At 66.2% G+C, this 20,193-nt stretch carries 21 protein-coding genes; 7 read left to right on the forward strand and 14 right to left on the reverse strand.

Going from position 1 to position 20,193, the window contains the following annotated elements; translation table 11 throughout:
• Window positions 1–62: 62 nt before the first annotated feature.
• The 12 genes from AB0C01_RS07320 to AB0C01_RS07375 all read right to left on the reverse strand — a co-directional run bounded on the left by AB0C01_RS07320 (window position 63) and on the right by AB0C01_RS07375 (window position 11,236).
• Complete coding sequence (locus tag AB0C01_RS07320; protein ID WP_357570562.1) at window positions 63–3,494, reverse strand: LysM peptidoglycan-binding domain-containing protein; 3,432 nt, start codon at window positions 3,492–3,494, stop codon at window positions 63–65.
• A 20-nt stretch (window positions 3,495–3,514) separates the two neighbouring features.
• The gene (locus AB0C01_RS07325) at window positions 3,515–3,937 is read right to left on the reverse strand and encodes a TadE/TadG family type IV pilus assembly protein (RefSeq protein WP_357570563.1); all 423 of its coding nucleotides are present in this window, start codon (window positions 3,935–3,937) and stop codon (window positions 3,515–3,517) included.
• Window positions 3,934–4,368: a TadE family protein gene (locus AB0C01_RS07330; RefSeq protein ID WP_357570564.1), complete on the reverse strand. Its 435-nt coding sequence runs from the start codon at window positions 4,366–4,368 to the stop codon at window positions 3,934–3,936. Before AB0C01_RS07330 ends, AB0C01_RS07325 begins: the two co-directional genes overlap by 4 nt.
• Complete coding sequence (locus AB0C01_RS07335; protein WP_357570565.1) at window positions 4,365–4,706, reverse strand: TadE/TadG family type IV pilus assembly protein; 342 nt, start codon at window positions 4,704–4,706, stop codon at window positions 4,365–4,367. The genes AB0C01_RS07330 and AB0C01_RS07335 overlap by 4 nt, the downstream gene beginning before the upstream one ends.
• A gap of 83 nt (window positions 4,707–4,789) precedes the next feature.
• Window positions 4,790–4,990 carry a hypothetical protein gene (locus tag AB0C01_RS07340; RefSeq protein WP_355030266.1) on the reverse strand — a complete coding sequence of 67 codons (201 nt, stop codon included), beginning with the start codon at window positions 4,988–4,990 and terminating at the stop codon, window positions 4,790–4,792.
• A 32-nt stretch (window positions 4,991–5,022) separates the two neighbouring features.
• Window positions 5,023–5,880, reverse strand: a complete 858-nt coding sequence (locus tag AB0C01_RS07345; RefSeq protein WP_357570566.1) for a type II secretion system F family protein — start codon at window positions 5,878–5,880, stop codon at window positions 5,023–5,025.
• Window positions 5,877–6,782: a type II secretion system F family protein gene (locus AB0C01_RS07350; protein ID WP_357570567.1), complete on the reverse strand. Its 906-nt coding sequence runs from the start codon at window positions 6,780–6,782 to the stop codon at window positions 5,877–5,879. The genes AB0C01_RS07345 and AB0C01_RS07350 overlap by 4 nt, the downstream gene beginning before the upstream one ends.
• Window positions 6,779–8,095: an ATPase, T2SS/T4P/T4SS family gene (locus tag AB0C01_RS07355; protein WP_357570568.1), complete on the reverse strand. Its 1,317-nt coding sequence runs from the start codon at window positions 8,093–8,095 to the stop codon at window positions 6,779–6,781. The genes AB0C01_RS07350 and AB0C01_RS07355 overlap by 4 nt, the downstream gene beginning before the upstream one ends.
• A gap of 205 nt (window positions 8,096–8,300) precedes the next feature.
• The gene (locus AB0C01_RS07360; protein ID WP_357570569.1) at window positions 8,301–9,107 is read right to left on the reverse strand and encodes a ParA family protein; all 807 of its coding nucleotides are present in this window, start codon (window positions 9,105–9,107) and stop codon (window positions 8,301–8,303) included.
• 1 nt (window position 9,108) lies between these two features.
• The gene (locus tag AB0C01_RS07365; protein ID WP_357570704.1) at window positions 9,109–9,675 is read right to left on the reverse strand and encodes an SAF domain-containing protein; all 567 of its coding nucleotides are present in this window, start codon (window positions 9,673–9,675) and stop codon (window positions 9,109–9,111) included.
• 110 nt (window positions 9,676–9,785) lie between these two features.
• Complete coding sequence (locus AB0C01_RS07370) at window positions 9,786–10,670, reverse strand: hypothetical protein (RefSeq protein ID WP_357570570.1); 885 nt, start codon at window positions 10,668–10,670, stop codon at window positions 9,786–9,788.
• Window positions 10,664–11,236 carry a hypothetical protein gene (locus tag AB0C01_RS07375; RefSeq protein WP_357570571.1) on the reverse strand — a complete coding sequence of 191 codons (573 nt, stop codon included), beginning with the start codon at window positions 11,234–11,236 and terminating at the stop codon, window positions 10,664–10,666. Before AB0C01_RS07375 ends, AB0C01_RS07370 begins: the two co-directional genes overlap by 7 nt.
• 287 nt (window positions 11,237–11,523) lie before the next feature.
• On the opposite strand from AB0C01_RS07375, the gene AB0C01_RS07380 reads away from it, so the two are divergent.
• The 7 genes from AB0C01_RS07380 to AB0C01_RS07410 all read left to right on the forward strand — a co-directional run bounded on the left by AB0C01_RS07380 (window position 11,524) and on the right by AB0C01_RS07410 (window position 18,235).
• Window positions 11,524–11,973 (forward strand): hypothetical protein, encoded by a 450-nt coding sequence (locus AB0C01_RS07380; RefSeq protein ID WP_357570572.1) that lies wholly within the window; start codon window positions 11,524–11,526, stop codon window positions 11,971–11,973.
• A complete protein-coding gene (locus AB0C01_RS07385; protein WP_357570573.1) occupies window positions 11,973–12,593 on the forward strand; it encodes a hypothetical protein in 621 nt (206 codons plus the stop codon). The genes AB0C01_RS07380 and AB0C01_RS07385 overlap by 1 nt, the downstream gene beginning before the upstream one ends.
• An 84-nt stretch (window positions 12,594–12,677) precedes the next feature.
• Entirely contained in the window at window positions 12,678–13,187 is a 510-nt protein-coding gene (locus tag AB0C01_RS07390; protein ID WP_357570574.1) for a hypothetical protein, read from the forward strand.
• A gap of 23 nt (window positions 13,188–13,210) precedes the next feature.
• On the forward strand, window positions 13,211–14,491 hold the full coding sequence (locus tag AB0C01_RS07395; RefSeq protein WP_357570575.1) for an MAB_1171c family putative transporter: 1,281 nt from the start codon (window positions 13,211–13,213) through the stop codon (window positions 14,489–14,491).
• Window positions 14,492–14,593: 102 nt separating this feature from the next.
• Window positions 14,594–15,112 (forward strand): hypothetical protein, encoded by a 519-nt coding sequence (locus AB0C01_RS07400; RefSeq protein WP_357570705.1) that lies wholly within the window; start codon window positions 14,594–14,596, stop codon window positions 15,110–15,112.
• Between the two features lie 828 nt (window positions 15,113–15,940).
• Entirely contained in the window at window positions 15,941–17,416 is a 1,476-nt protein-coding gene (locus AB0C01_RS07405) for an LAGLIDADG family homing endonuclease (RefSeq protein WP_357570576.1), read from the forward strand.
• A 213-nt stretch (window positions 17,417–17,629) separates the two neighbouring features.
• On the forward strand, window positions 17,630–18,235 hold the full coding sequence (locus AB0C01_RS07410; RefSeq protein WP_357570577.1) for a hypothetical protein: 606 nt from the start codon (window positions 17,630–17,632) through the stop codon (window positions 18,233–18,235).
• A gap of 254 nt (window positions 18,236–18,489) precedes the next feature.
• On the opposite strand, the gene AB0C01_RS07415 is transcribed toward AB0C01_RS07410, so the two are convergent.
• On the reverse strand, window positions 18,490–19,545 hold the full coding sequence (locus AB0C01_RS07415) for a C40 family peptidase (RefSeq protein WP_357570578.1): 1,056 nt from the start codon (window positions 19,543–19,545) through the stop codon (window positions 18,490–18,492).
• Window positions 19,542–20,126 carry a hypothetical protein gene (locus tag AB0C01_RS07420; RefSeq protein WP_357570579.1) on the reverse strand — a complete coding sequence of 195 codons (585 nt, stop codon included), beginning with the start codon at window positions 20,124–20,126 and terminating at the stop codon, window positions 19,542–19,544. Before AB0C01_RS07420 ends, AB0C01_RS07415 begins: the two co-directional genes overlap by 4 nt.
• Window positions 20,127–20,193: the final 67 nt, after the last annotated feature.

A 20,193-nucleotide genomic window follows, 5' to 3' on the forward strand; every position in this document is an offset into this window, starting at 1 on the left:
GGTTCTTCCCCTCGTAATTTGACACATCGCGGTGAGACGAAACCCGCCCGATGCTGGTCCGTCTATCCAGCCCCGCTGCTCGCGGACAGCAAATCTGGCAGGAGTTCGCGTAGCAGGGCGTAGGTGACCGGTGCCAGGTCTTCGGGCACCTCGGCTTCTCGCGCACGCATCAGCTCACCCAGAAGGTTCCGCAGCTCAGCGGTATGTCCTTCCGCGTGCGCGGCTCGCATGATGTCGTGCCAGGGCCCGTCGTCACCGCGCTCCGGATCGGCTAGCCAGGCCCGCTGTACGGCCCACCGCGCACCTGCGGGGTCGCCCGCCTCAAGGTAGAGCTCGGCAAGTTCGTGGGCGGTGTCGACGACAGCAGAGGTGATGTGCCCGGGATAGATGTCGGACTCAGGTAGCCAGGTGAAGGGGTTGCGGGTACCGGCTGCGTAGGCGCGGTCGGCTCCGTCGAGAGGGGCACCCTGAACGAGCTCCAACGCAGCTCGAAGGTCTTTTACGCCGGCAGGACCACGGCTCTCGCCGCGGCTGCGCAGCCGGCGGAACAGGTGCCAGTCCAGCAGGTAGCCCTGCGCCAACCGATAGAGCCGGTCGGATCCCATCTCTGGCAGCCAGGCGGTGCCGTCGGCAGTCTCTCCCAACCACCGGCGGGCGCGGGTGATGGCCACCCGTCGACTGGCGTCCTTGACCTGCTGATCGGGCCACAGCGCATCGGTGAGCTGCTCGGCCGATGCTCCGCGGGCGCCGCGTTGAGCAAGGTAGACGATGAGTTCCGCGTGGAAACGGCGACGCTGGTCGGGCACCGGGCCGGGGGCTTCGACCACTACCGCCCCGAGGACGCTGATCCGAGGACGGTAGCTGTCCCGCTCTCGCCAGGCCCGCAAATCGGCATCGAGCTGCGGGTCAGCTTGGCGGCGTCGCTGGCGAATCGCGGCCGTGACCTCGCGCGGTGGAGCCGTGGCGACAGTACGGGCATGTTCGATGCCGGGCACCGCGACGATGGGGTCCGCCAACGTCGACGTGTCGACGGCGCCGGTCGCTGCATCGCCGGACGTGGGCGCCGTCGGCCTGGCCGGTTGGCTCGTAGTGAACAGGTCGAGCACTGAGCCGGCGGCGTCGGTATCTTCCGCCCACGACTCCGGCTCAGTCGCCAGCGGGGTCGGCTCGTCCGTGGCCGCCCTCGCCTGCGTCATGATCTCGACGAGCGGTTCCAACTCTCGCACCGGCAATCCTGCTGCGGCGCCCTCGACAAGGAGGAACGGCAGGGCGAGGCGCAGTCGGCCGCCAACATCAATCAGGGCGGTGTTCGGGCCTGCGGCGGCGGGGGACGTCGTGGTGCTGACCACCGCGACAGCGGATCGCCCAAGCCCCCGCAACTCCTTCCCCAGCTCATCGAGCACGCCGATATCGTTCGCGTCCGGATCGGCGACGAGCAGCACCTGAGGTGCCCAGGCTTCGCCGACATCGAATATGCGACCGGCGAACGTGTCGGCTGATCCGGTTGCACTAAGGGCAGCTGCCACGACTGCGGCACGCCGCCGAATCCGCGTGGCAGCCTCCGCGACGGACGAGACCGCCCGCACCCGGTCCGGGTTGAGGGCGATGAGCAGTTCGGTCTCCAGCACCGGGAAGCCGGTGACGATGATTTCGACCTCGTCGGACCAGGCATTGCAGGCCAACTCGCAAGCGAGGTAGCGCAGCAGTGCGAGGGCGCGTTCGCTGTCACCGGCGATGGTGAGGCTGCCTAGACGTTCGAGGTCGATCAGGAAGTGTCGACCGGGCTGGGATCCGATGGCGACGAGAGTGGGTAACGGGGACAGCTGCTCGTCAACGGGCGGCATGACCGCTCCACCAGGCAGGGTCCAGTCCCTGCCCGCGGCGATCCACGGTGCGGGCGGTTGTGGGCCCGGCTCGCTGAGCACGACCGTAACCTCGCGGTCGACAATCCAGGCGGCGGCAATATCCGGCAAGGGCTGTTCCCGCTCCGCCAGCGCTGCGGCGAGGCTGCGTAGGGCGAGGTCAAGTCGGTCGACGTCCGCGGGTTGCTCGGCAACTCGCAGGGCGCGTTCCGTGGCACCACCCTGAGGATGTGGCAGCCGGCGGCCGGGTCGACGGTGCTGACGTTGGCGGCGCCGGCGACGGAGAACGGTGGCGAGCAGCAGCGCGGAGAGCAACCCTGCACCGGCCAACGATCCCAGGACGATCACCTCGTCGAGGTCGCCGTCTTCGGCCGGGTTTCTGGTCTGGTCACGCGGCGCGGGAGGATCCGCAGTACCTCCTGCTGTGGTCGACGGTCCGGGCGTCACGGACGGGCTGACCGAGGCAGTTGGCGTAGCCGCAGGGGCCGCAGAGGTCTCGGGTGACGGCGGAGCTGGTGCGCCGGGCCGATTCCCCCCAGCGTCCGGTAAGCGGGGCACTGCTGGCTGGTCGTCGACTTCTGGTGCGCTCGGACCCGGTTCGGTGCGGCCGCTAGCCACAACTTGGCCTTGGGCGTGGTCGACAGGACCACGATCGCGGGCGTCGCTGGGCAGTTTGACGCGCCAGCCACGCTCGATGTGGTTCGGGAATCGGTGTTCACGTCGTTCGAGATCCGGGTTGATATCCGCAATTTCTGCGTAGCGATCGGCGTCACCGAGGAAGCGTTGCGCGACGCCGGCTAGCCAGTCGCCACGTGCCACCTCATAGACAAGTGGCCCGGCCGATGCAGCTGGTGTCGTCTGCGTCGTGGTAGTTGCTGCCAGGGAGACGTCCACCGGTATCCGCAGTTTCCAGCCGGCGTACACCCGGGTGTTGCCTGGCTGGAGGCTTCGCCCGTCGGCTTGCGCACGGCCGTGGTTGGCTTCAGCTAAGCGCTGCCAGGAAACGTTGTACCCCTCTGCGATGTCGAGCAGGCTCTCTCCGCGCTCCACCGAGTGTTCAAGGTAACCGGCGAGGTTCGGAACATTTTCCGATGCGGCCGTGCGCGGTGCCACCTGCTCCGCGCTCGCAACCGCGACTGCAGGCGGGCTGGCGATGGCTGCAGGCACTGATGCTGATGCCAAAGCCGGAGCGGCGAGCGCACCGAGGATCGCGGCGACGAGCGCGGCCGCGGCACGTTGCTGCAGTCGCATGCCGGGGATGCGAGCGATGTTGCGCGGAACCCGACCGCGCCGACGCCCGTGCAGTTGGGCGATCGTCTCCACGGCCAGGGCGATCAGAAAGGTGACCCAGGTCCAGACAGCCAGCACGACGGCGACCCAACCGATCAGCGCCAGTGTCTGCAGGAAGAGGTCTCCATCGTCCCGGCTGCTGATGGTGTGCCAGACCTGGGAGGCGGCTGCGCTCGGATCTTCGACCAGGTCGGTGAACCATGCTCCGAGACCGGGCAACGGATTGCCGGCGGCCCAGACGAGAAGGACCGGCAGGGCGACGATCAGCGCGACCACGGCGAGGGCGCCGAGGCCATCGAGCACCTGCCTGCCCCGACCGATCGTCGGTACGGTCCGCGCCACGGTTACTCCTTCCCGGTCTGTCACTGAGCGATGAGGGTCGCGGTGGCCCGGCCGGTCACCGTCGTGCCTGCTCCCCCACCGAACAGGTCGAGCAGGATCGGGTTGTAGGTGACAGTGACGGTTACGGTGAGCTGCTGGACGCCGTCCACGGTGACAGTGCCCGTGACCCCGTCGAGATCGTTGAGGTACGCCTGGACCGCGGTGGCGGCCATCGAGGCGTCGATCTCCTTAGCGCCGCCGTCGATGGCCTGCCCCGCCTGGATCGCCTGCCCGCCAGCCCGGGCCGCCTCGGCGGCGATGTTGTCCGCCCGTTGGTAGGCGCGGACCTTGGCACCACCGTCGACGACCAGGCCGATCAAGGCGAGGAAGGCCGGTGCGAGGACGGCGAACCAGATCGTGATCCGACCCTCGTCGTCGCCCAACCGGCGTTTGCGCACGGTCACTGCCGTGTCCGATACGTGTCCAGCGGGCTGGTGAAGGAAGCGGCCAGCGGCACGGTGCCGGGCATCCCGGGCAGCGCGACGTCGGAGAAGGTAGCGGTGCAGCTAACTGTGGCGGTAACGGTGGCGGGTTGGCCGACTGGAACACCGAAGCCCGCGGTGGAAACGGCGACGGCCAAGTCGGTGCAGCTCAGCCCTTGGGCGTCGAGGGTGGAGTCGGCAGCGGCCAGCGCCTGGGCGTTCGCCTCGCTGCCGGTACGGGCCAGGGACGCCGTACGGGCGGCGTCGTAGGCCGCCGCCTCGAGCGCCTGGCGGGCGAGGTTTATCCGACCACCGATGACGGCGCCGGCGAACAACGCCAGGATGGCCGGTGCCACCACTGCCATCTCGATGCTCGCCGAGCCGCGCTGATCGCGGATCCACCGGGTGCTCATGGCGTGGTGGGCCGCTCGACGGGTCCATGGGCGGACTTGCTGATGGTCCAGCTGAGCCCTGGTAACACCGAGATCGCCTGGCCGGTAACGGTGACTCGCACCTCGGTCGCGGTGCGGATAACGGTGACCTGTTGGTTTTCCAGGCCCACCCCGGCGGTCGACAGGAAGTTGGTGGCTCGCGTCTCTCCCGCTGCGGCTGAGGACTGGTAGCCCCGGGCGGCGTTGACTCCCTGCGTTGCGGCACCCAGCGCGATGGACTGGGCAAAGAAGATCAGCCCGGCCTGAATGACGGCGAAGGTCAGCAGGATCATCGGCAGCGCGATGATGGCGAACTCCACCGGTGAGCTGCCACGATCGCTGGGCCCGGAACCCGCCTGCCCGCGTCCGGTCGGGCACGGGCGGTTGGTGGGCTGCTCCCGGCTCACGGCTGGGTCGGGATGAGGGCGACCCAGCCGTTGGCGACGGCGACGATCGCACCGGCGACGACCACTGCGCCGGCGACGAGGATCGCGGTGATGACGGCGGTACCGACTGGGCTGTCGCCGCGGTCGGCGTGGGTCGGATCGGTCAAGTCCTGCCAGCGAGTCGTCAGGTAGGCGACGACGCCGTGAATGGTGAGCATGGCGGGTTCCTTCCGTGAGAGGTGTGCCGGGATCAGCGGACGAACAGTCGGGCCATGAACGGATAGCCGATGAGGACGAGGAGCACGAGGATCAGTGCGGCAGCGGGGATGTCGAGCTTGTTGGTACGCAGCTCGGCCTGGGCGAGAGCCTCGGTGCGGATCCGGTCTCGCATCGAGTCGGCGCGGGCGCGGAGCGTCTGGTGGACGTTGGCACCTTCGCTGCCGGCGGTGCGCATGATGTCCGCCAGGTCACCCAGCTCAATGACCTCGATGTCGCGGGAGAGGACCTTCAGTTCGTCCCACGGCGGTCGCAGTTGCAGCTGGGCGCTGAGCAGGGCTTCTCGGATGCGGGCGAAGACCCAGCCGTGGCAGACGCTGGCCGCGCGCTCAAGCGACTCCACCGGACCATGCCCACCAAGAACCTGGTGTGCCGCGAGGTCGAGGTAGGTACACATGGCCCGGGTGAACTCCGCCCGTGCGACTGCGGCCTTGGACACGACCTCTCGGTGGGCCAGTACTGCACCGGCCAAGGCGGCGACGATCGTCGCGCCCACGGGGATGAACACCGAGATTGGCAGGGACAGCACCGCAACGGCGACGGTGATCAGGGCGGGCAGGACCAGGCAGAACAGTGCCGACAGCCCCAGGGTGAGGAAGTACTGGTCGGTGCTGCGGTCCAGCAACCGCAGGTCGGCGTACGGCACCGTGAACCGCCGCCGGAGCCAGCTGATGCCGGCCGGGGTATCGCTCGCGGCGCTCAGCGGATGAAGCCGTCGAAGCGCGGGACCGAGCGCCGGTGGGGCCGGAATCAGCTGTACGACCAGCAGAAACACCCCGGACCCAGCCATCGCGCCGGCGAGGACCATGGCGGTGACGTAGCTGTTGTTCATGCCGTCGCCGCCAAGGTCTGCACCTCGACCGGTGGTAGTAGTCGTTCCCGTTTGGGCGGCAGGCTGAGCTTGCGGACCGAGGTCATGAGCACGACGTACAGGCCGGCGAGGAAGAGCAGCACGAGCTGCCCGAGCACGCTGCCGTACGGCTGCAGATAGTGCGGGTTGATCACCCCGTAGCCGAGCAGCAGGATGGTCATGCCCGTCAGGAACCGAACGGCGAAGCGGGGGCCTTCGCGTTTCGCATCCACCGTCGAGCGCATCTCGATCTCGGCGGCGATGGATCGGCTGATTCCGGTCAGCACCTCGTGTAGACCCTCACCGCGGTCGGTGACGTGGAGCATGAGCGGGGCAATGACCTGATCCGCGGTGTAGTCGTTGAGGTCGTCGGCCATCTGCTGGAGAGCAGCGATGGGGTCGGCGCTGCCCTGCAAACGCGCCGCCAGGTCGCGGACCTCCTGCTCGATGAGCTGCGGCGCCGTCGCTGCGGTGGCGACGACGGCCTGCTGCAGACCGATTCCCCGGGCGACGATGTCGGCCAATCGGCGAGTCCAGGCTTCCACGGCCTCCAGCCGGGCGATCGCCTGCTTCTCCGCACGACCTGCGGCGAATAGCCACGGTATCCCGGGGAGGGCAATGCCGATGATCAGCCCGGCGGCCGGCCAGCCGGTCAGCAACCAGGTCAGGGCACCTGCGCCGATCGCCGTACCCACCCTGATCTGGTGGGCGCGGCGTTCCCGGCGCGTGCGTCCGGGCCCGGTCCACCAGCGACGGGCGTGCTGCTGTAGGGCCGATGAAGGTCGGGGCGGACGGGTGGTACCCACGACGCCGAAAACACCGAGCACCGCGCCTGCGATAGCCAGCATGCCCGCGAGCACAGCGGCGAGGTCGAGCAGGCTCATGGCCGCCTCTTCAGGGTGTCAAGACCGGCCGTCCATGTGCCGTGGTTGTGTTCTCCCTGCTGGATGTAGGCGGTCAGGTGGCGCGGGTCGTATCCGACACGCAGCAGGGGTTCGAGCAGACGTTCCGGCAGATGCCGGGGTACGGCTCGTCCGTCCGAGCCCGGACCGAAGACCTGGGTAGTGACGAGTTGATCACCACTCATCCCGCCCACCTCGAGGACCTCAGAGACATAGCGGTGTTTCCGACCACCGAGCTTGGTCTCGTCCTCGACGTTGACGTACACGATGAGGTCGATGGCCCCGCCGGCCATTCGCCGTGCCAGTTCGGCGGTCATCTCGGGTCCGTGCTGTAGCGCCAGCTCGATGACACGGTCCATCACGGCTCGGGGGTGCCGGGCGTGAATGGTGCAGAGCGAGCCCTTGCTGGTAGCCATGGCCTGCAGCATCGGCACGATCTCTCGGGATCGGACCTCACCGACGATGATTCGCTGCACGGACATCCGGAGGGTCAGCGGGATCATGTCCATGATCGTGACCTCGCCCGCAGGTCGACCGTCGGTGCCGCGTGAACCATGGCCCTCGCGCGACTCGAGACTCATCGCCCATCGGTGTCGTCCGGTGGTGTGCAGACCGAGCTCGCGGGACTCCTCTAGGGTGACGAACTGCTCCCGGTCCGGGATCTCACGGGCCAGACCACGTAGCAGGGTCGTCTTGCCGGCATCGGCCAGTCCGGCGACCATGATGTTGAGGCCGGCGGCCATGGCCGCCTTGAGGAAGTGGCAGATCAGGTCGTCGATGGCGCCGTACTTGTCGCGGAGATCCTCCAGGCTGACGTCCATCAGCGTGTGCCGGCGGATGGCCGCGTAGGGGCGCACCGACACCTGCATGAGTACGGTGAGGCGACTGCCGTCGGGCAGCTGCATGTCCAGCCACGGTTTGGTCGACGACAGTGAACGCTCGGTCGCTCCGGCGCGCATCGCCAGGACCTGGAACATGTCGATGAGTTCCTTGTCGGTCTCGGCGACGGGCTCGCCTACCGTGATTCGACCGTCGGTGTGCTCGATCCGCACGTTGTCGCAGCCGAGGATGTGGATGTTGACGATGTCCGGACGATCGAGCAGCTGCTGCAGGCGGCCGAGGCCGAACATGTCGGCCGCGACCGCGTCGAGCAGGGCGTCTTCTTCGGCCTGCGGGATCGGTTGCCCGGCCTGGTGCAGAGCGTCGACATGCTCGCGGACCAGCCGAGCGGCGATGCGCTCGGCCTCGGCGTGCCGGTGGGCTGTGGAGACGTTCGGCGTCTCCCTGAGTGCCACGGTCAGTTCCGCGCTGACCCGGGCGCGCAGCAGTCGTACCGCCGCGTAGTCGATGCTGGTACTCGCAGTTTGATGTGCCGCAACGGCGGGCGGTTCGGGCGCCGGTCTGAAGGCGCCCGTGGTGCCGTTCGTGGGCCAGCGGTGGCCGTTTGTGGCTACGCGGTCGACGGCTGCCGGCCACGTCGGACCGCTGGGTTGGCGCTCCTCAGGCACGGCTACTCCCCCTTGTTGACGCAGGCGCCAGGTGAGCCCGCCGCCGCGCGATCACATCGCGTACCGCCGGCTCCGCACTGGCGGCGGCCCGGAGCAATCGCTCGCTGCCTCGTAGTCGGCCGCCTCCGTCGCTCAACACCTCGGCGGTACGCCGGTCGTCGGGGAGCTCAATCACGGTGGGCAGCTGCAGGCGTTGTTCGATGTCCCGTCGGCGGTAGGGACCGTCGCCAATCAGAGCCAGGGCGAGCGTTCCGGTCCCCTGGCCGTACTGGGTCAATTCCCGGCGGAGCATCTCTGCCGCGCCCGCGGCCGGCGCGATGGTCCGCAGGTTCGTCACGCGTACTACGAGGAGCAGCAGGTCAGCGCGGAACAGCAGCGGCCACGGCGGTGCACTGGTGGCGAGTCGGCCGCAGTCGGCGATGACGTCGTAGCCGGGTTCACGGTGCTCCAGCTGGCCGAAGAACGTGGTCAGTGGATCCCAGGTCGGTCGGATGGTGCCCGCCTGAACCGTGTCGTTGATGCCTGGCAGGACGAGACGCTGACCCGCGTTTTTGGCGTCGAGATCGACGAGTTGGTGAGGGAAGGTGTCGGCGAGCTGGTCGCGGAGGGCCGCCGCGGCCAGCGGCAGGAGGCCGATGGGCGGGATCTCGAGTCTGGACAGGTAGCCGCTCAGGACGCTGCCGCCAGCCGGGTCGCACTCGGCCAGCACGGTGCGTCCCTGCCAGGACAGGGCGCACGCCAATGCGGTGGTGGTGACGCCGGGCGAGCCCTTGGCCGAAACCATCGCGATGATGGCCACATCAACTCCCCGGGGTCAGGGCGACGACGATTTGCCCGGCGGCCGCACGGGAAGCGACGAGGGGTCCGTCACGATCGGGGACAGCGACGTTGAGGAGCGTTGTGCCTTCCTTGACGCCGGCACGCACGTCCACCACGGTCGCCGTGATGCTGATCGGCGCAGCCGTCGTCTGCTGCTGGGCCGAGGCTGGACCGTCGGCCGGGGTGACGACGAGCAGCACCCGAGCTCCGGGTTTCACCCTCTCGGCGGGCATGCGCTCCTGCGACAGGCTGAGTCCCACCAGCTGCTCACCCTGCCCCGGCACGGCCGTCTCGGTGAGCTGCGCCCTGGTCAGCAGGGTGCCGGGTACCAGCCCGACCGCCGCGAACTTGCCGATGACCTCGTCAGCGGCGCCGGCCCTGATCGGTTTGAGGGCCGGGTCGACGGTGATGCGTACCGTGCTGAGATCCGAACGATCGATAGTTGAGCCAACCTCGACCGTGCTGCTCACTGCCAGATACTCGGCGGTGGTGCCGACCTTGCGTAGTACCGCAGCGGCGATCAGCCCACCGGCAGCGACAAGCGCCACCGCCAACCAGACGAGAGTTGGCCGCCAGCGGCGTTGCGGTGCGACCCGGGGAACGGCGTAGGGAGCAGCAACCGGCGAGGCAGTACGGGAGGACTTGATCGGCGCGCTGGTCATGACGTGATCACCTGCAGTTCGTCGATGTCGATCGTGGTGGTGGAGGACAGGTCGACGGTCTGGGAGCCGGTGTTTCCACCCCCGCCGTTCCACGTGACCAGCCATGATGTGGTGGCTGTGACGGTGTAACGGCCTCCGGCCTGAGCGGTGCTCGGCCGGGAGTAGCCGTCATAACCGCAGTCCGGCGACTTCCTGTTGCCGTATGAGGGCTGATAGGGGGTGCCCGGCGTGGTGCAGGTGACGGATTGGCCGTCGCCCATGCTCCAGACGATCTTCTCGGCCCTGGCGGTGGCAGTGACTGCCCGCCCCGGCACTGCCGCTGTTCGCGTGATCGTGCCCCAGGTGCTGGGACCCACCGCGTTCCAGAGCCAGATGGGCAGTCCGACCAGGCCGGCGCCGTCGGTCTGCGGGGCGGTTCCGATGTTCGGACCGTCGAGGTTCATCTGAGCGATGGCTCGTTGGGCGAGCTCCTGGTATGAGGGCAGAATCCCGGCGGGCGGATCCGCCGACCAGGTCGCCGGCGTCTGGGAGGCGACGCCTCCAAAAACGCCGCATGTGCGGATGCTCCAGTAGCCGTCGGTCCGACCGCCTGGCGGTGGGGGGACTCGGTCGACGTAGCAGGAGCCGTCCCACACGCCGAGCCCATCGACCACGCACGGCACGGTCTGGCCCTCGTAGCTGCAGCCCTTACCGGCGCCACCACCCGTGTTGTTTCCCCCGCCGCCGTTGCGGCCACCCCCGGTGCCGGGTCTCTCGACAACCCAGTAGCAGTTGCCCAATGCGTCGCAGTGCTCGTAGTCCGCGTACGCCGGGCGCGGTGCCACGAGACTGCTGCCGCCGATCGCCAGGGTCGCAGCCACAAGCGTCCTTCGGATCAGCATGGCCTCTCCCGTTGGGCGCTGACCTCTCGGATACGCCACTGACCGTCGTCGAACAACTCGGCCTTCGCGATCACCACGTACCTTGTCGCCTGTCCCGTGGTCCGCGCCGATTTGCCGGTCTTCTTGGAGACGACGTCCCATTTGCCGGTGTCGAAGCAGTCTTCGACCTCGGAGGTGAAGGGGCGCCGGCTTGTGTCGACCTTGCTCACCTTGGGCGTCGAGGTGGGTTCACCCTTGGTGACGAGTCCTTGTTGAAACTTGATCAGCAAGTCCTGGCGCACAGTCAGCAGCGCCGGATCGGCCACGAAGCTGTCGAGTTTTGCGTTGTAGTCGCCGGCATTCGACGCGGTGACGTAGGCCTGTACGTAGTTTCGGTAGGCGGCAAGCGTGGACGCACTCGCACGGGCGTCCTCCGCGTCGATGCTGGGAGCCGGTTGTGAACTGACCGGTCCTGCGCTCGGTGTGGCAGCGTCCTCGTCCGAGGTGCACGCGGCCAGGTTCACGGCGAGGGCGCCTACCGCAGCTGCGATGGCAGCGCGGCTGGTGATCAGTTGGATCTGGCGCAACGACGCGTCCCCCTTTGACTATGTGTCCAGCGCATGGCCATACCGCCGGCTGCAAGCGCTCTGCCGCAGGCTGGCTCGAAGATGACTGCGGCCAGCGCGGCAGTGGTAATGGCGCTGCATCCGCTTGCAGGAGCACTCTGGCAGCGGGCAATGACACTGCAGCCCCGTTGGCCACACCCGCTGCCAGAGGCTCGTAATGTTACGCATACACTGTGTAGCCGTGTCAATGCTTGATTCCATCAAGGACTATCGTGTAAACCTTGTGTTCCAACTTGCGAGGAGTCCCGATGGTCGAGGCCGACGATTCAGCCGGCGAGACGTTCGCCGAACGGCTCGACTGGCTATTTCTCCATGTCACGGACCCTGCCGGGAAGCCCTACAGCATCCGTTACGTCGCGAACGAATTAACTCGGCGGGGTTGCAAGATCTCCCACACCCACCTGAGCAACCTCCGCCAGGGTCGATCGCCCGACCCACGGCGTTCGATCGTCGACGCCATTGCGGCCTTCTTCGGGCAGCCGCCCGCCTTCTTCGCTGAGACGTCCGAGGATCAACATGAGCACAGGCTCGCCCAGGCTCTGACCGATCCGCATATCAAGCAGGTAGCTATGCGTCTGATAGACGCACGGCTATCGCCTGAGGGCCATGCGGCAGTTGTCGCCATGATCGAGCAGGTGCAGCGACTGGAGGCTGCCGCCCGCGGCCGGCTGGAGAGCAGCGAACGGCAGCGCCGCTGATGGCAGACGTCTTCAGACAAGCAAGCCACCAACCACCGGTCACCGCCGGCTGCGTACGGTTACAGAGCTGGTGGTGGTACGACGACCAGACCACAGCGTGGAACGAGCGGCAGATTCGCCGATGCGACGAGCTCCTGCACAGCCTTTCCATGCCAGCGCCCTTCACGGTGAGCGAGTTCTGCGCCGCACTGCAGCGTGCCCGAGGCCGACCGCTGGTGGTGAGGGCTGTCCGGACGCGCCAGGCAGAGGCTCGCGCCATGTGGTGTCGCGGCGCGACGACGGATCACATCCTGATTGGATCGGATCTCCCTCTCCTCCACCGGGACCATCTCGTCCTGCACGGCATCGGCCACATGGTCTTTGCTCACGTCGGTAGCCCCGCCGTCGGCCGCGATATCAAGAAGGCGCTTCACGCAGCTGACATGGCCGACCTGCGGCGAGGTCTCAAGCGCGTCGTCTACACACATCGCGAGGAACACCAGGCCGAGGTGTTCGCCAGCCGGGTGCTGCAACTGGTGAATGGCTGGGTGGCACCGAAGCCGCCTTCGGGATCTCAGACACTGTTGCTGGAGCAGCTCTCCTCCGTTCTCGAGTACCACCCGGGCAGGGCAGAGCGGTGAGGCCGCTGCGATCTCGCCACGGGACCAGACCATGCCGAAGCCTGATGAACAGGGAACTCGATGCAACGTCATACCGATAGCAGCGTGAGCCACCTGCGACAGCAGGCAGCGCAGCTCCTCGCCGCACTCAAGCTGCCTTCGACCTTCACCTTCGCTCAACTTCACGACCGGATCGAACATCGCCGTGGACGCCAGGTTCACCTCATGCCCCGGCATCTGCCAGCCCTTGCCCCCCACGGCCTCTGGGTAGCCGGCGAGCTCGCCGACTATGTCTTCTACGACGCCAATGCTGGCAAAGTGCGCCAGAGCCTCATCATCGGCCACGAATACGGGCACATGATGTTCGATGACGTCGCCGTTCCGAATGATCTTGAATGCCTCGCGGCCATGCTCATGCCGTCGGTGGATCCATCCGTACCCGAAATTGCACTGGCGCGTCTGGCGTATGACGAGCCGATCGAGCGCCGGGCAGAAGTCTTCGGGACGGTCGCCGTGCAACGCGCCGAGTCGTGGTCCACGATTCCGACCTCCGCGCCAGCTGATCCTCAAATCTCCGCCAGGCTGGTGGCAACGCTGGAAGGCCGGGCGGCCTGATGGTGAGCCTCGCTCGAGGCCTCATGATCGTCGTGACGCTCATCTGCTGGGGCATGAGCCTCTACAAGTTGCGCGACCTGGCGCGGGATCGAGGCAACCGCCCTCTTCGTGCGCTGTGCCTTGCCCTGATCGCGATCACCATCTCGATGACCCTTCAGCCGCTCATGCCAAAGATCGACCAGCTGTTTGGGACGCCGGACGTCACCCGACTGATGTCCAACTGCCTGTCGCTGGTGTGCGCCACGGCGGCACAAGCATTCCTCCTCTACATGACCAGTGGCGACGACAGCACCCGGCGGCGAGTGCGGCGGCTGACCATCGCACTGGCGCTCACCATCGCTGTCATGATCATGATGTTTGGCGCGACACTCGTGGATGGCAGTCTCTCCGATCCGCGCGTTCGCACCCGCGAGTACTACGGCGAGCCCGTCCACCCTCCATTCCATTTCGTATACCTGGCTTACCTGTTCGTGTACCTGGCTTACCTGGGCTGGTCACTGACGCAGGTAGTGGCCTTGGCGAACCGCTACGCCCGCATCGCCCATCGGCCGTTGCTGCGCTTCGGCCTCCGGATGATCACGGCTGGCTCGCTGTGGGGGCTCGCGTACGTGGCCGCCAAGCTCGTGGCCGTCGCCTTGGGAAACAGGTCTCCAGACTTTGCTCGGATCACGGACTCGGTGGTCGTACTGACGTTCAGCACGTCGATCCTTCTGGTCCTGATCGGCTCCACAATCCCATCCTGGGGCCCTCGTATCGGCCTGGAACGGCTATGGGTGGCGGCCGTGGCATTCCGGGACTACTACCGGCTGTACCCGTTGTGGACGCGGATCCATGCCGTGCTGCCTGAGATCGCGCTACTTCCGCCGCCGTCCGGTGTGCGCGGCGCTCTATCGGTCGCCCGGGACGCTTCCCTGCGCCGGGTCAGGATCACCGTGGAGATTCTCGACGGCTACGCCACCCTGCGACCGTGGATGTCGACGGCAGTCCTCACGCAGGCGCAGACCGCTGCTAGGGAAGGCGGCCTCCTCGGTGAGCAGCAGACCGCCATGGCTGAAGCCGTCGTCATCGGTGCGGCATTGGCCTCCCGGCTCAATGGCGCACCCCCCTCCACTGAGACGACCGAAGCACTCACCCTGCCGCTGGGCCCGCCCCGTGACTCGGACGCTGATGACCTCGATGCCGCGGACCAGGTGACGTGGCTCGCGCAGGTAGCCCGAGCGATCGCATCCCCGATGGCTGGGATAATCATCTCGCACGCCAGATCCGCAGCGTTGCCTCTTACTCCGCAGTCGTCCGAGAGGTAGAACCTCATCGTGTCCGCACTCGTTGACCTGCCTGCCAACAGCACCTCCCGAGTGGCACGGATCGTCACCGAAGCATGTGCGCCGGCGGTCTTCGCGGCCCTGATGCCGCTGATCATCGCCCTGCACAGCACCGCCCCCGCCGTAGTGACCGGCCTCGGCTGGGCACTGCTCGCCATACTGTTCTGCTCCGCCGTCCCGTACGGCGTCATCTGGGTCGGCGTGCGACGAGGACGACTCACCGACCACCACATCGGGGTACGCGAGCAACGCCGCATGCCCCTGGTCTACGGACTGCTGTCCGTCCTTGTTGGTCTCGCCGTGCTCGCACTCGTCGGCGCACCTCAGCCGCTCGTCGCCATGGTCGTGGTGATGTTCGCCGTGCTGCTCATCGTCACCGCGATCAACCAGGTGTGGAAGCTCAGTGCACACGCTGCGGTCGCGAGTGGCTCGATGTCCGTACTGATCATCGTGTTCGGGCCGGCGCTGATCCCATCGCTGGCGATCGTCGCCCTGGTGGGCTGGTCTCGTGTGCGGCTGGGCGATCACACGATTGGTCAGGTTGTCGCAGGCGCTCTAGCCGGCATCCTCATCGCTGTGCCTGCGTTCCTCCTTCTCGCCTGAGTTGACGTGGAATCCAGCGGATTGTCGACAGTTGGCGCCCTAGCCACGTTCAGTACCGTGGGGCAGTCAACCAACGCGGGGATCGCGGCTACCGTGCGCTGGTGGGGGCCGTTCCGGTAACGCTGCGGCGATGTTAATAATCCGGGGCGGATGTTGCTGATCTACTCGATCGGGCTTCAGCCGTGGTCCCGACTGCTGTCGCCAACTAGGCCGACGTCACGGTGGCCGACGCACGCGCCCCCGGAACACCTCGCCTTTGACCTGAGCAGCGACCCCGCAGCGGTGCTGCTGGTAGACATCAACAGCAGCGGATTGGACAACGTCATCGGGCAAGCCGACGACGCCAGTGATCTGATCGACCGCATCGCGGCGGGCACTCTCGCGTTCGACTTCGGAGATTATCGGACATCGATGAGGGGTCGAACGCCCGGATCGCGGCATGACAGTGCGCCGTACCATCTGTGCAAGATGCTGTGGATTTCCCAATTTATCCGATCTGCGGGTCCGCCGTACTCAAATTTGTCGTACCCCAGAGTCAGAATGGCAGCCTGACGATGCTCCGCGACGTCGGGGCAGGCCGGGAAAGGCGGTTCCATCTACGTGACAACATATGCAGCACTCGGCAGTGACACCTGGCTGCTCACTGAGGATGGCCCACGCCAAACAGGCACGTTGGTCGGGAAAGCCGTGACAATCGCAGCCGCTGATGGCAAGCGCACGAGGGTCCAGGTCAGCACGCTTAAGCGCGGCCCCGCGGTACGCGTTCGCCTCGCTGGTGGGCTCGATGCCACGTTAGGGATGGAAGACGGTCTTGCCGACGGAGCAGTGATGATTCCGAATGCGGCCGCGACACGGCTCCGGAATGGCCGAACTCCCGCCCGCCGGGCGCTTCGGGTCGTCTCCGCAACGGAAACCGCGGTGCCGATAGCCCGTTTGCAGCCGGGCACCAAGGTGGGGTTGGCATTGCCTGCGTGGCGATGGGATGGTGAGGGCTCCTACGACGATGGATATCTGATCGGCCACTTCATCGGCGATGGTCACTTCGCCGGTAACCTGGTTCACCTCGACGTCTGGGACGGACCAGGCGTGGAGCCGGTCAAGGCACTACTTCTGTCTATAGCGCAGCGCTTTCCGCACCGGGCGAACTGGATGGGATTCCGAAGGATCCCCGGCCATAACAAGGACCAACTGGGAAGCTCTGCGCTACTCGGTTTCATGACTGAGTGGCAGCTCTTTCCCGGCGCTAAGACGCTCAACGACAGGATGGAATCAGCCAGTTCAGACTTCATTCGAGGCGTGATATCCGGCCTCCTTGATACCGACGGACACGTGGAAGGCAAGCCCGAGAAGGGGGTCACGATCCGGCTGAGTCAATCAGACCGTGACCTTCTGGGTCGGTGCCAACGGCTGATGGCGTGGCTGGGGATACGCGCAACGATCAATGCTGCCCGTGAAGCCGGGAGCCGCATGATGCCGGATGGGCAGGGAGGCCTACGCGCCTACGCGACGAAGGCGAACTGGCGGCTAATTGTGGGCAGCTCGGACGCTCGGCGCCTCGCCGATGTAGCTGGGTTTGTCGACACCAGCAAGGCGAGCAAGTTCGATAACCTGACGGCTGGGATGACAACATACCGAAAAAAGCCCGAAGACCGCGTTGCCTCCGTTGAGCACTACAGGACGGACCTTGTAGAGGTCCACATCGTCTCAGGTTCGCGATGGCTTGCCATTAACGGAATTGCGGTTGATGGCTGTGCCGAGCACGAGAAAATTCTCCCAGGTGCGCCAGCGCAAACACACCGCTGGACAGGTTCGATTGGCGACTCGAACACCCTCATGAGAGAGGCTATGGCTCTCCGGCGCGCGGGGCGGAAGGTGAATGAGATCGCCCTCCAGGTGCGCTCTACGCCAGCTCGAGTACGAGAGGCTCTTGAACTCGCCGGCATGCCCGAGCGCCCGCCGCGCGAGCGCATCGCAGAGAAGTTGCCACAGCTTGAACTGGCCCAGGCTTATCAAAGGGGGTTCGGCTTATCGGAGCTCGCTACTTATTACGGCGTCAGCGAAGCACCCATCCGGGAGGTTCTAGCTGCACAAGGCGTTACGCTGAGAGGTCGAGGGCGCCTCGGTCGCACCGAGGCGATATGGTCTCTCAGTCGAGAGGAGCTTGCAGCCGAGTACGCCACTGCGGGAATGGTTGAGCTCGCGGGCCGATACGGTGTAGCAGCCGGCACCGTCAAAAACGTTCTCAACCATCACGGCATCCCGCTTCGCCCCACGGGGCGCCGCGCCCGGAAATCTCCAATTTAACTATCATCAGCGGATCTGAGATTGATTTGGAAACGGCCATAGGCAGCCTTGACATATCAAAGAGTCAGTGCGCTGACATCGGCATGCCCGCGAGCCGAGCGCTGCACCGAGTTGTCACGCCCGTGGCGAGCTGATCGCTGCAGGCCAGAGCGATCAGCGGAACCGTCCCTGGACGGCACTTCCGAATCTTGCATCGCTCAGTCAAAATGAGGCATGGCTTGGGACTGGGTAGTACCGGTTGCGACGAGCGGCTTCGGTACGCTTGTTGGCATTTCGGGCATCGTCATTTCGTTCAAGACCGGCGAAAGGAGTCGCCAACATGCCGAGAACCTTGCAAAAGAGAGACATCGGCACGAGCTTGAACTGGCCAAGCAGAAGAGCGGACACGATCTTCGCTTGGCTCGCGAGCAACGGCAGCAAGAAAGGCGGGCGACCGCCTATGTTGAAATTGTGAAAGAGGTTCAGCGGGTTTCTTTCTGGGCGAATGCAAGTCACCCGGATGGTGCGCTCGATAAGGATGAAGCCCCCAGGCACCTTCATCTCGTAACTGATTTGTCTCCTGACGCATTGCTGCGAACGTATGGCTCCGATGAGGTGATCGAACTGTTCGATGCTTGGCGCACACGCGTGCAGGATATTTCAAAATCGTTCTACCTCTTGACAATAGATCTTAACGCCGACTCCGCCGCCAAACGGCTCAACGGGAAGCAAACGTCGGAGGAATGGAGTCGACTCTACGAAGTGCGGGTGCCAGCCGAAAACGCTGCTAAGGCTGCTCTGACCAAGCGAATACAGCTTGAGCTGCAAACGACAGTCTAGCAATGTCATCTTGACGGATAGTCATGTAGGGTTATTCAGAACCTGCCTTGAGCTGCATTCAGCCGCAGGTCATCGGCCTGGTCTCCACCGTCCTGAATAATCCTCCATGATCTCCCGTGCAGACGATGGTCTTCCTCAGCGTGGCCGGCGCACTCTCGTCAGCAGATTCGGATCGGCTTGACCAAAGGTGCTGCTGGACATGCCTAGCCTGACCCCGTGAGCGCCCCAGGTCATCTGACCGAGTACAGGACTTGTCACGGCGTCGGCCTACGGATGACAGCAACTTGCCGACTCCAGTTGCTGACCGCGACGGCCTTTACGACGTCACCAGTCTTGGGTGCCTGAATGAGGTACTGCCGTCCGCTCCGATCAACGCCGATGTACATCCCGACATGTCCAGGCCGGGTCATCGTGCCGTCTGAACCGGGGATGAAGATCAGGTCCCCGGGTCGCATCGCTGCCAGGGATGAGACGGCGGTGCCGGTGTGGACCTGGTCGGCGGTGACCCGAGGGATCTGCACGCCGCCTTTGGCCCAGGCGGCCATCATTAGGCCGGAGCAGTCGTAGCTGTCCGGCCCTTCGGCACCCCAGACATAGGGCTTGCCGAGCTGGCCCAGGGCGAAGGTGACGACTGCTCGCAGCTGCGGGTCAGACGGCAGAACGAAACCCTCGGGCAGTCCAGCATCGTCCAGGGACGGCAGCCCGTCCCCGCCGTCGCTGGTGCAGACGATGTTCATGCCATCGCTGATCACAGCGACCAACTGCTGCGCCTCGGGCTGCCACTTGGCGTACGCGTCGGGGAACGCCGATCGCTGCACGGCCTGCGCGGCCTGGGTGAGCGGCATGGCATGCCAGCCATCGATCGTGACCAGGCGCTCGTAAAACTTCCGGGCGGCGTAGCGGGGGTCGAGGATCTGCTCGGAGGTGCCCCAGCCCTGGCTGGGTCGCTGCTGAAACAGACCCAGCGAGTCATGGTCGTTGTCCGCGCCGAGGTGGCCGAGGTTGCGCAGCGTGGACTCCTGCATGGCGGTGGCCAACGCCATCTCCCAGCCGTAGCGCGGCACGTGCAGCTCGGCTCCGACAGAGACGATGACGGCCGCGTTGCCGACCTGCTCGGAGGTCCAGGAGCCCTCAGCGGGCCACTCCGGCGGCGCAGCCGAAGCACCAGGCGAGACGCCCGGCGGGTTGATGGTGCAGTCCGTCGCTGGGCTCACTGGGAGCATTGCGAGGCCAACGAACACGATCAGCGCAAGCGGTGCCAGACCGACAACAACGAGCCCTCCCGCGATGAATGGCCACGGCTTGCTCATCGCAGACCTGCCTGGCGGATCTCGTATCCGGCGACCCGCCAGCCGGATCCGTCTGGGCCGCCGCGGCGCAGGGTGCAGTCGACCAGGCTGTCCTCAGTCCAGCCGCGCCAGCCGTCTTCACTGAGGGGCGTTGCGGTCACCCGGACCGTGCGCCGTGCGGAGATCGCCGTATCTGCGGCTTGCAGTGCGTCGACGAAGGGCTCCACAGCGGCGTCGACGTACGCCCGGTATTCGGCCCAGGTCGCCCAACGACCGTCCCGTTTGGCAGCCGGGCTCTGTGCGGCCAGTGTTCCGCTGACAAAGTTCGCGGCGCGCTTATAGGCGTCGTCCGGTCCAGCATCTCGCCGCGTGTCGGCGCTGTAGAGAGCCGCGGTGAAGCGGGTGCACACCTCGCCGGGGTCCTCGTACGCGAACCCGGCCTGCGAAGGCGGCGGCACCGGGGCAACGACGCCAGCCGAATTGGGGGCGGACACGGCCCTGGTTGTGCTCGGCGGGGTCGGCGCCGGCCGTCCGCCGCCGGAACAGCCGGTAACGGACAGCATCAGGACAAGCGCCGCTACTGCTTGAGTTCGCGCGTTCATGGTCACGACGGTGCCGAGTCGCGAAGGCCGTTACCGCTGCCAGTCGTGGTTGGTAGCGGCGGTAACG

It is taken from the genome of Micromonospora sp. NPDC048905 (genome assembly GCF_040649655.1).
Lineage (GTDB): Bacteria > Actinomycetota > Actinomycetes > Mycobacteriales > Micromonosporaceae > Micromonospora.

Bases quoted from the DNA above. Each gene is read 5' to 3' on its own strand.
- AB0C01_RS07415 (WP_357570578.1), bottom strand. From the start codon at position 19,545: ATGAGCAAGCCGTGGCCATTCATCGCGGGAGGGCTCGTTGTTGTCGGT.
- AB0C01_RS07410 (WP_357570577.1), top strand. From the start codon at position 17,630: ATGGCTTGGGACTGGGTAGTACCGGTTGCGACGAGCGGCTTCGGTACG.
- AB0C01_RS07405 (WP_357570576.1), top strand. From the start codon at position 15,941: ATGATTCCGAATGCGGCCGCGACACGGCTCCGGAATGGCCGAACTCCC.
- AB0C01_RS07340 (WP_355030266.1), bottom strand. From the start codon at position 4,990: ATGCTCACCATTCACGGCGTCGTCGCCTACCTGACGACTCGCTGGCAG.
- AB0C01_RS07420 (WP_357570579.1), bottom strand. From the start codon at position 20,126: ATGAACGCGCGAACTCAAGCAGTAGCGGCGCTTGTCCTGATGCTGTCC.
- AB0C01_RS07385 (WP_357570573.1), top strand. From the start codon at position 11,973: ATGGCAGACGTCTTCAGACAAGCAAGCCACCAACCACCGGTCACCGCC.
- AB0C01_RS07370 (WP_357570570.1), bottom strand. From the start codon at position 10,670: ATGCTGATCCGAAGGACGCTTGTGGCTGCGACCCTGGCGATCGGCGGC.
- AB0C01_RS07330 (WP_357570564.1), bottom strand. From the start codon at position 4,368: ATGAGCACCCGGTGGATCCGCGATCAGCGCGGCTCGGCGAGCATCGAG.
- AB0C01_RS07345 (WP_357570566.1), bottom strand. From the start codon at position 5,880: ATGAACAACAGCTACGTCACCGCCATGGTCCTCGCCGGCGCGATGGCT.
- AB0C01_RS07400 (WP_357570705.1), top strand. From the start codon at position 14,594: ATGCCGCTGATCATCGCCCTGCACAGCACCGCCCCCGCCGTAGTGACC.
- AB0C01_RS07395 (WP_357570575.1), top strand. From the start codon at position 13,211: ATGATCGTCGTGACGCTCATCTGCTGGGGCATGAGCCTCTACAAGTTG.
- AB0C01_RS07380 (WP_357570572.1), top strand. From the start codon at position 11,524: ATGGTCGAGGCCGACGATTCAGCCGGCGAGACGTTCGCCGAACGGCTC.
- AB0C01_RS07350 (WP_357570567.1), bottom strand. From the start codon at position 6,782: ATGAGCCTGCTCGACCTCGCCGCTGTGCTCGCGGGCATGCTGGCTATC.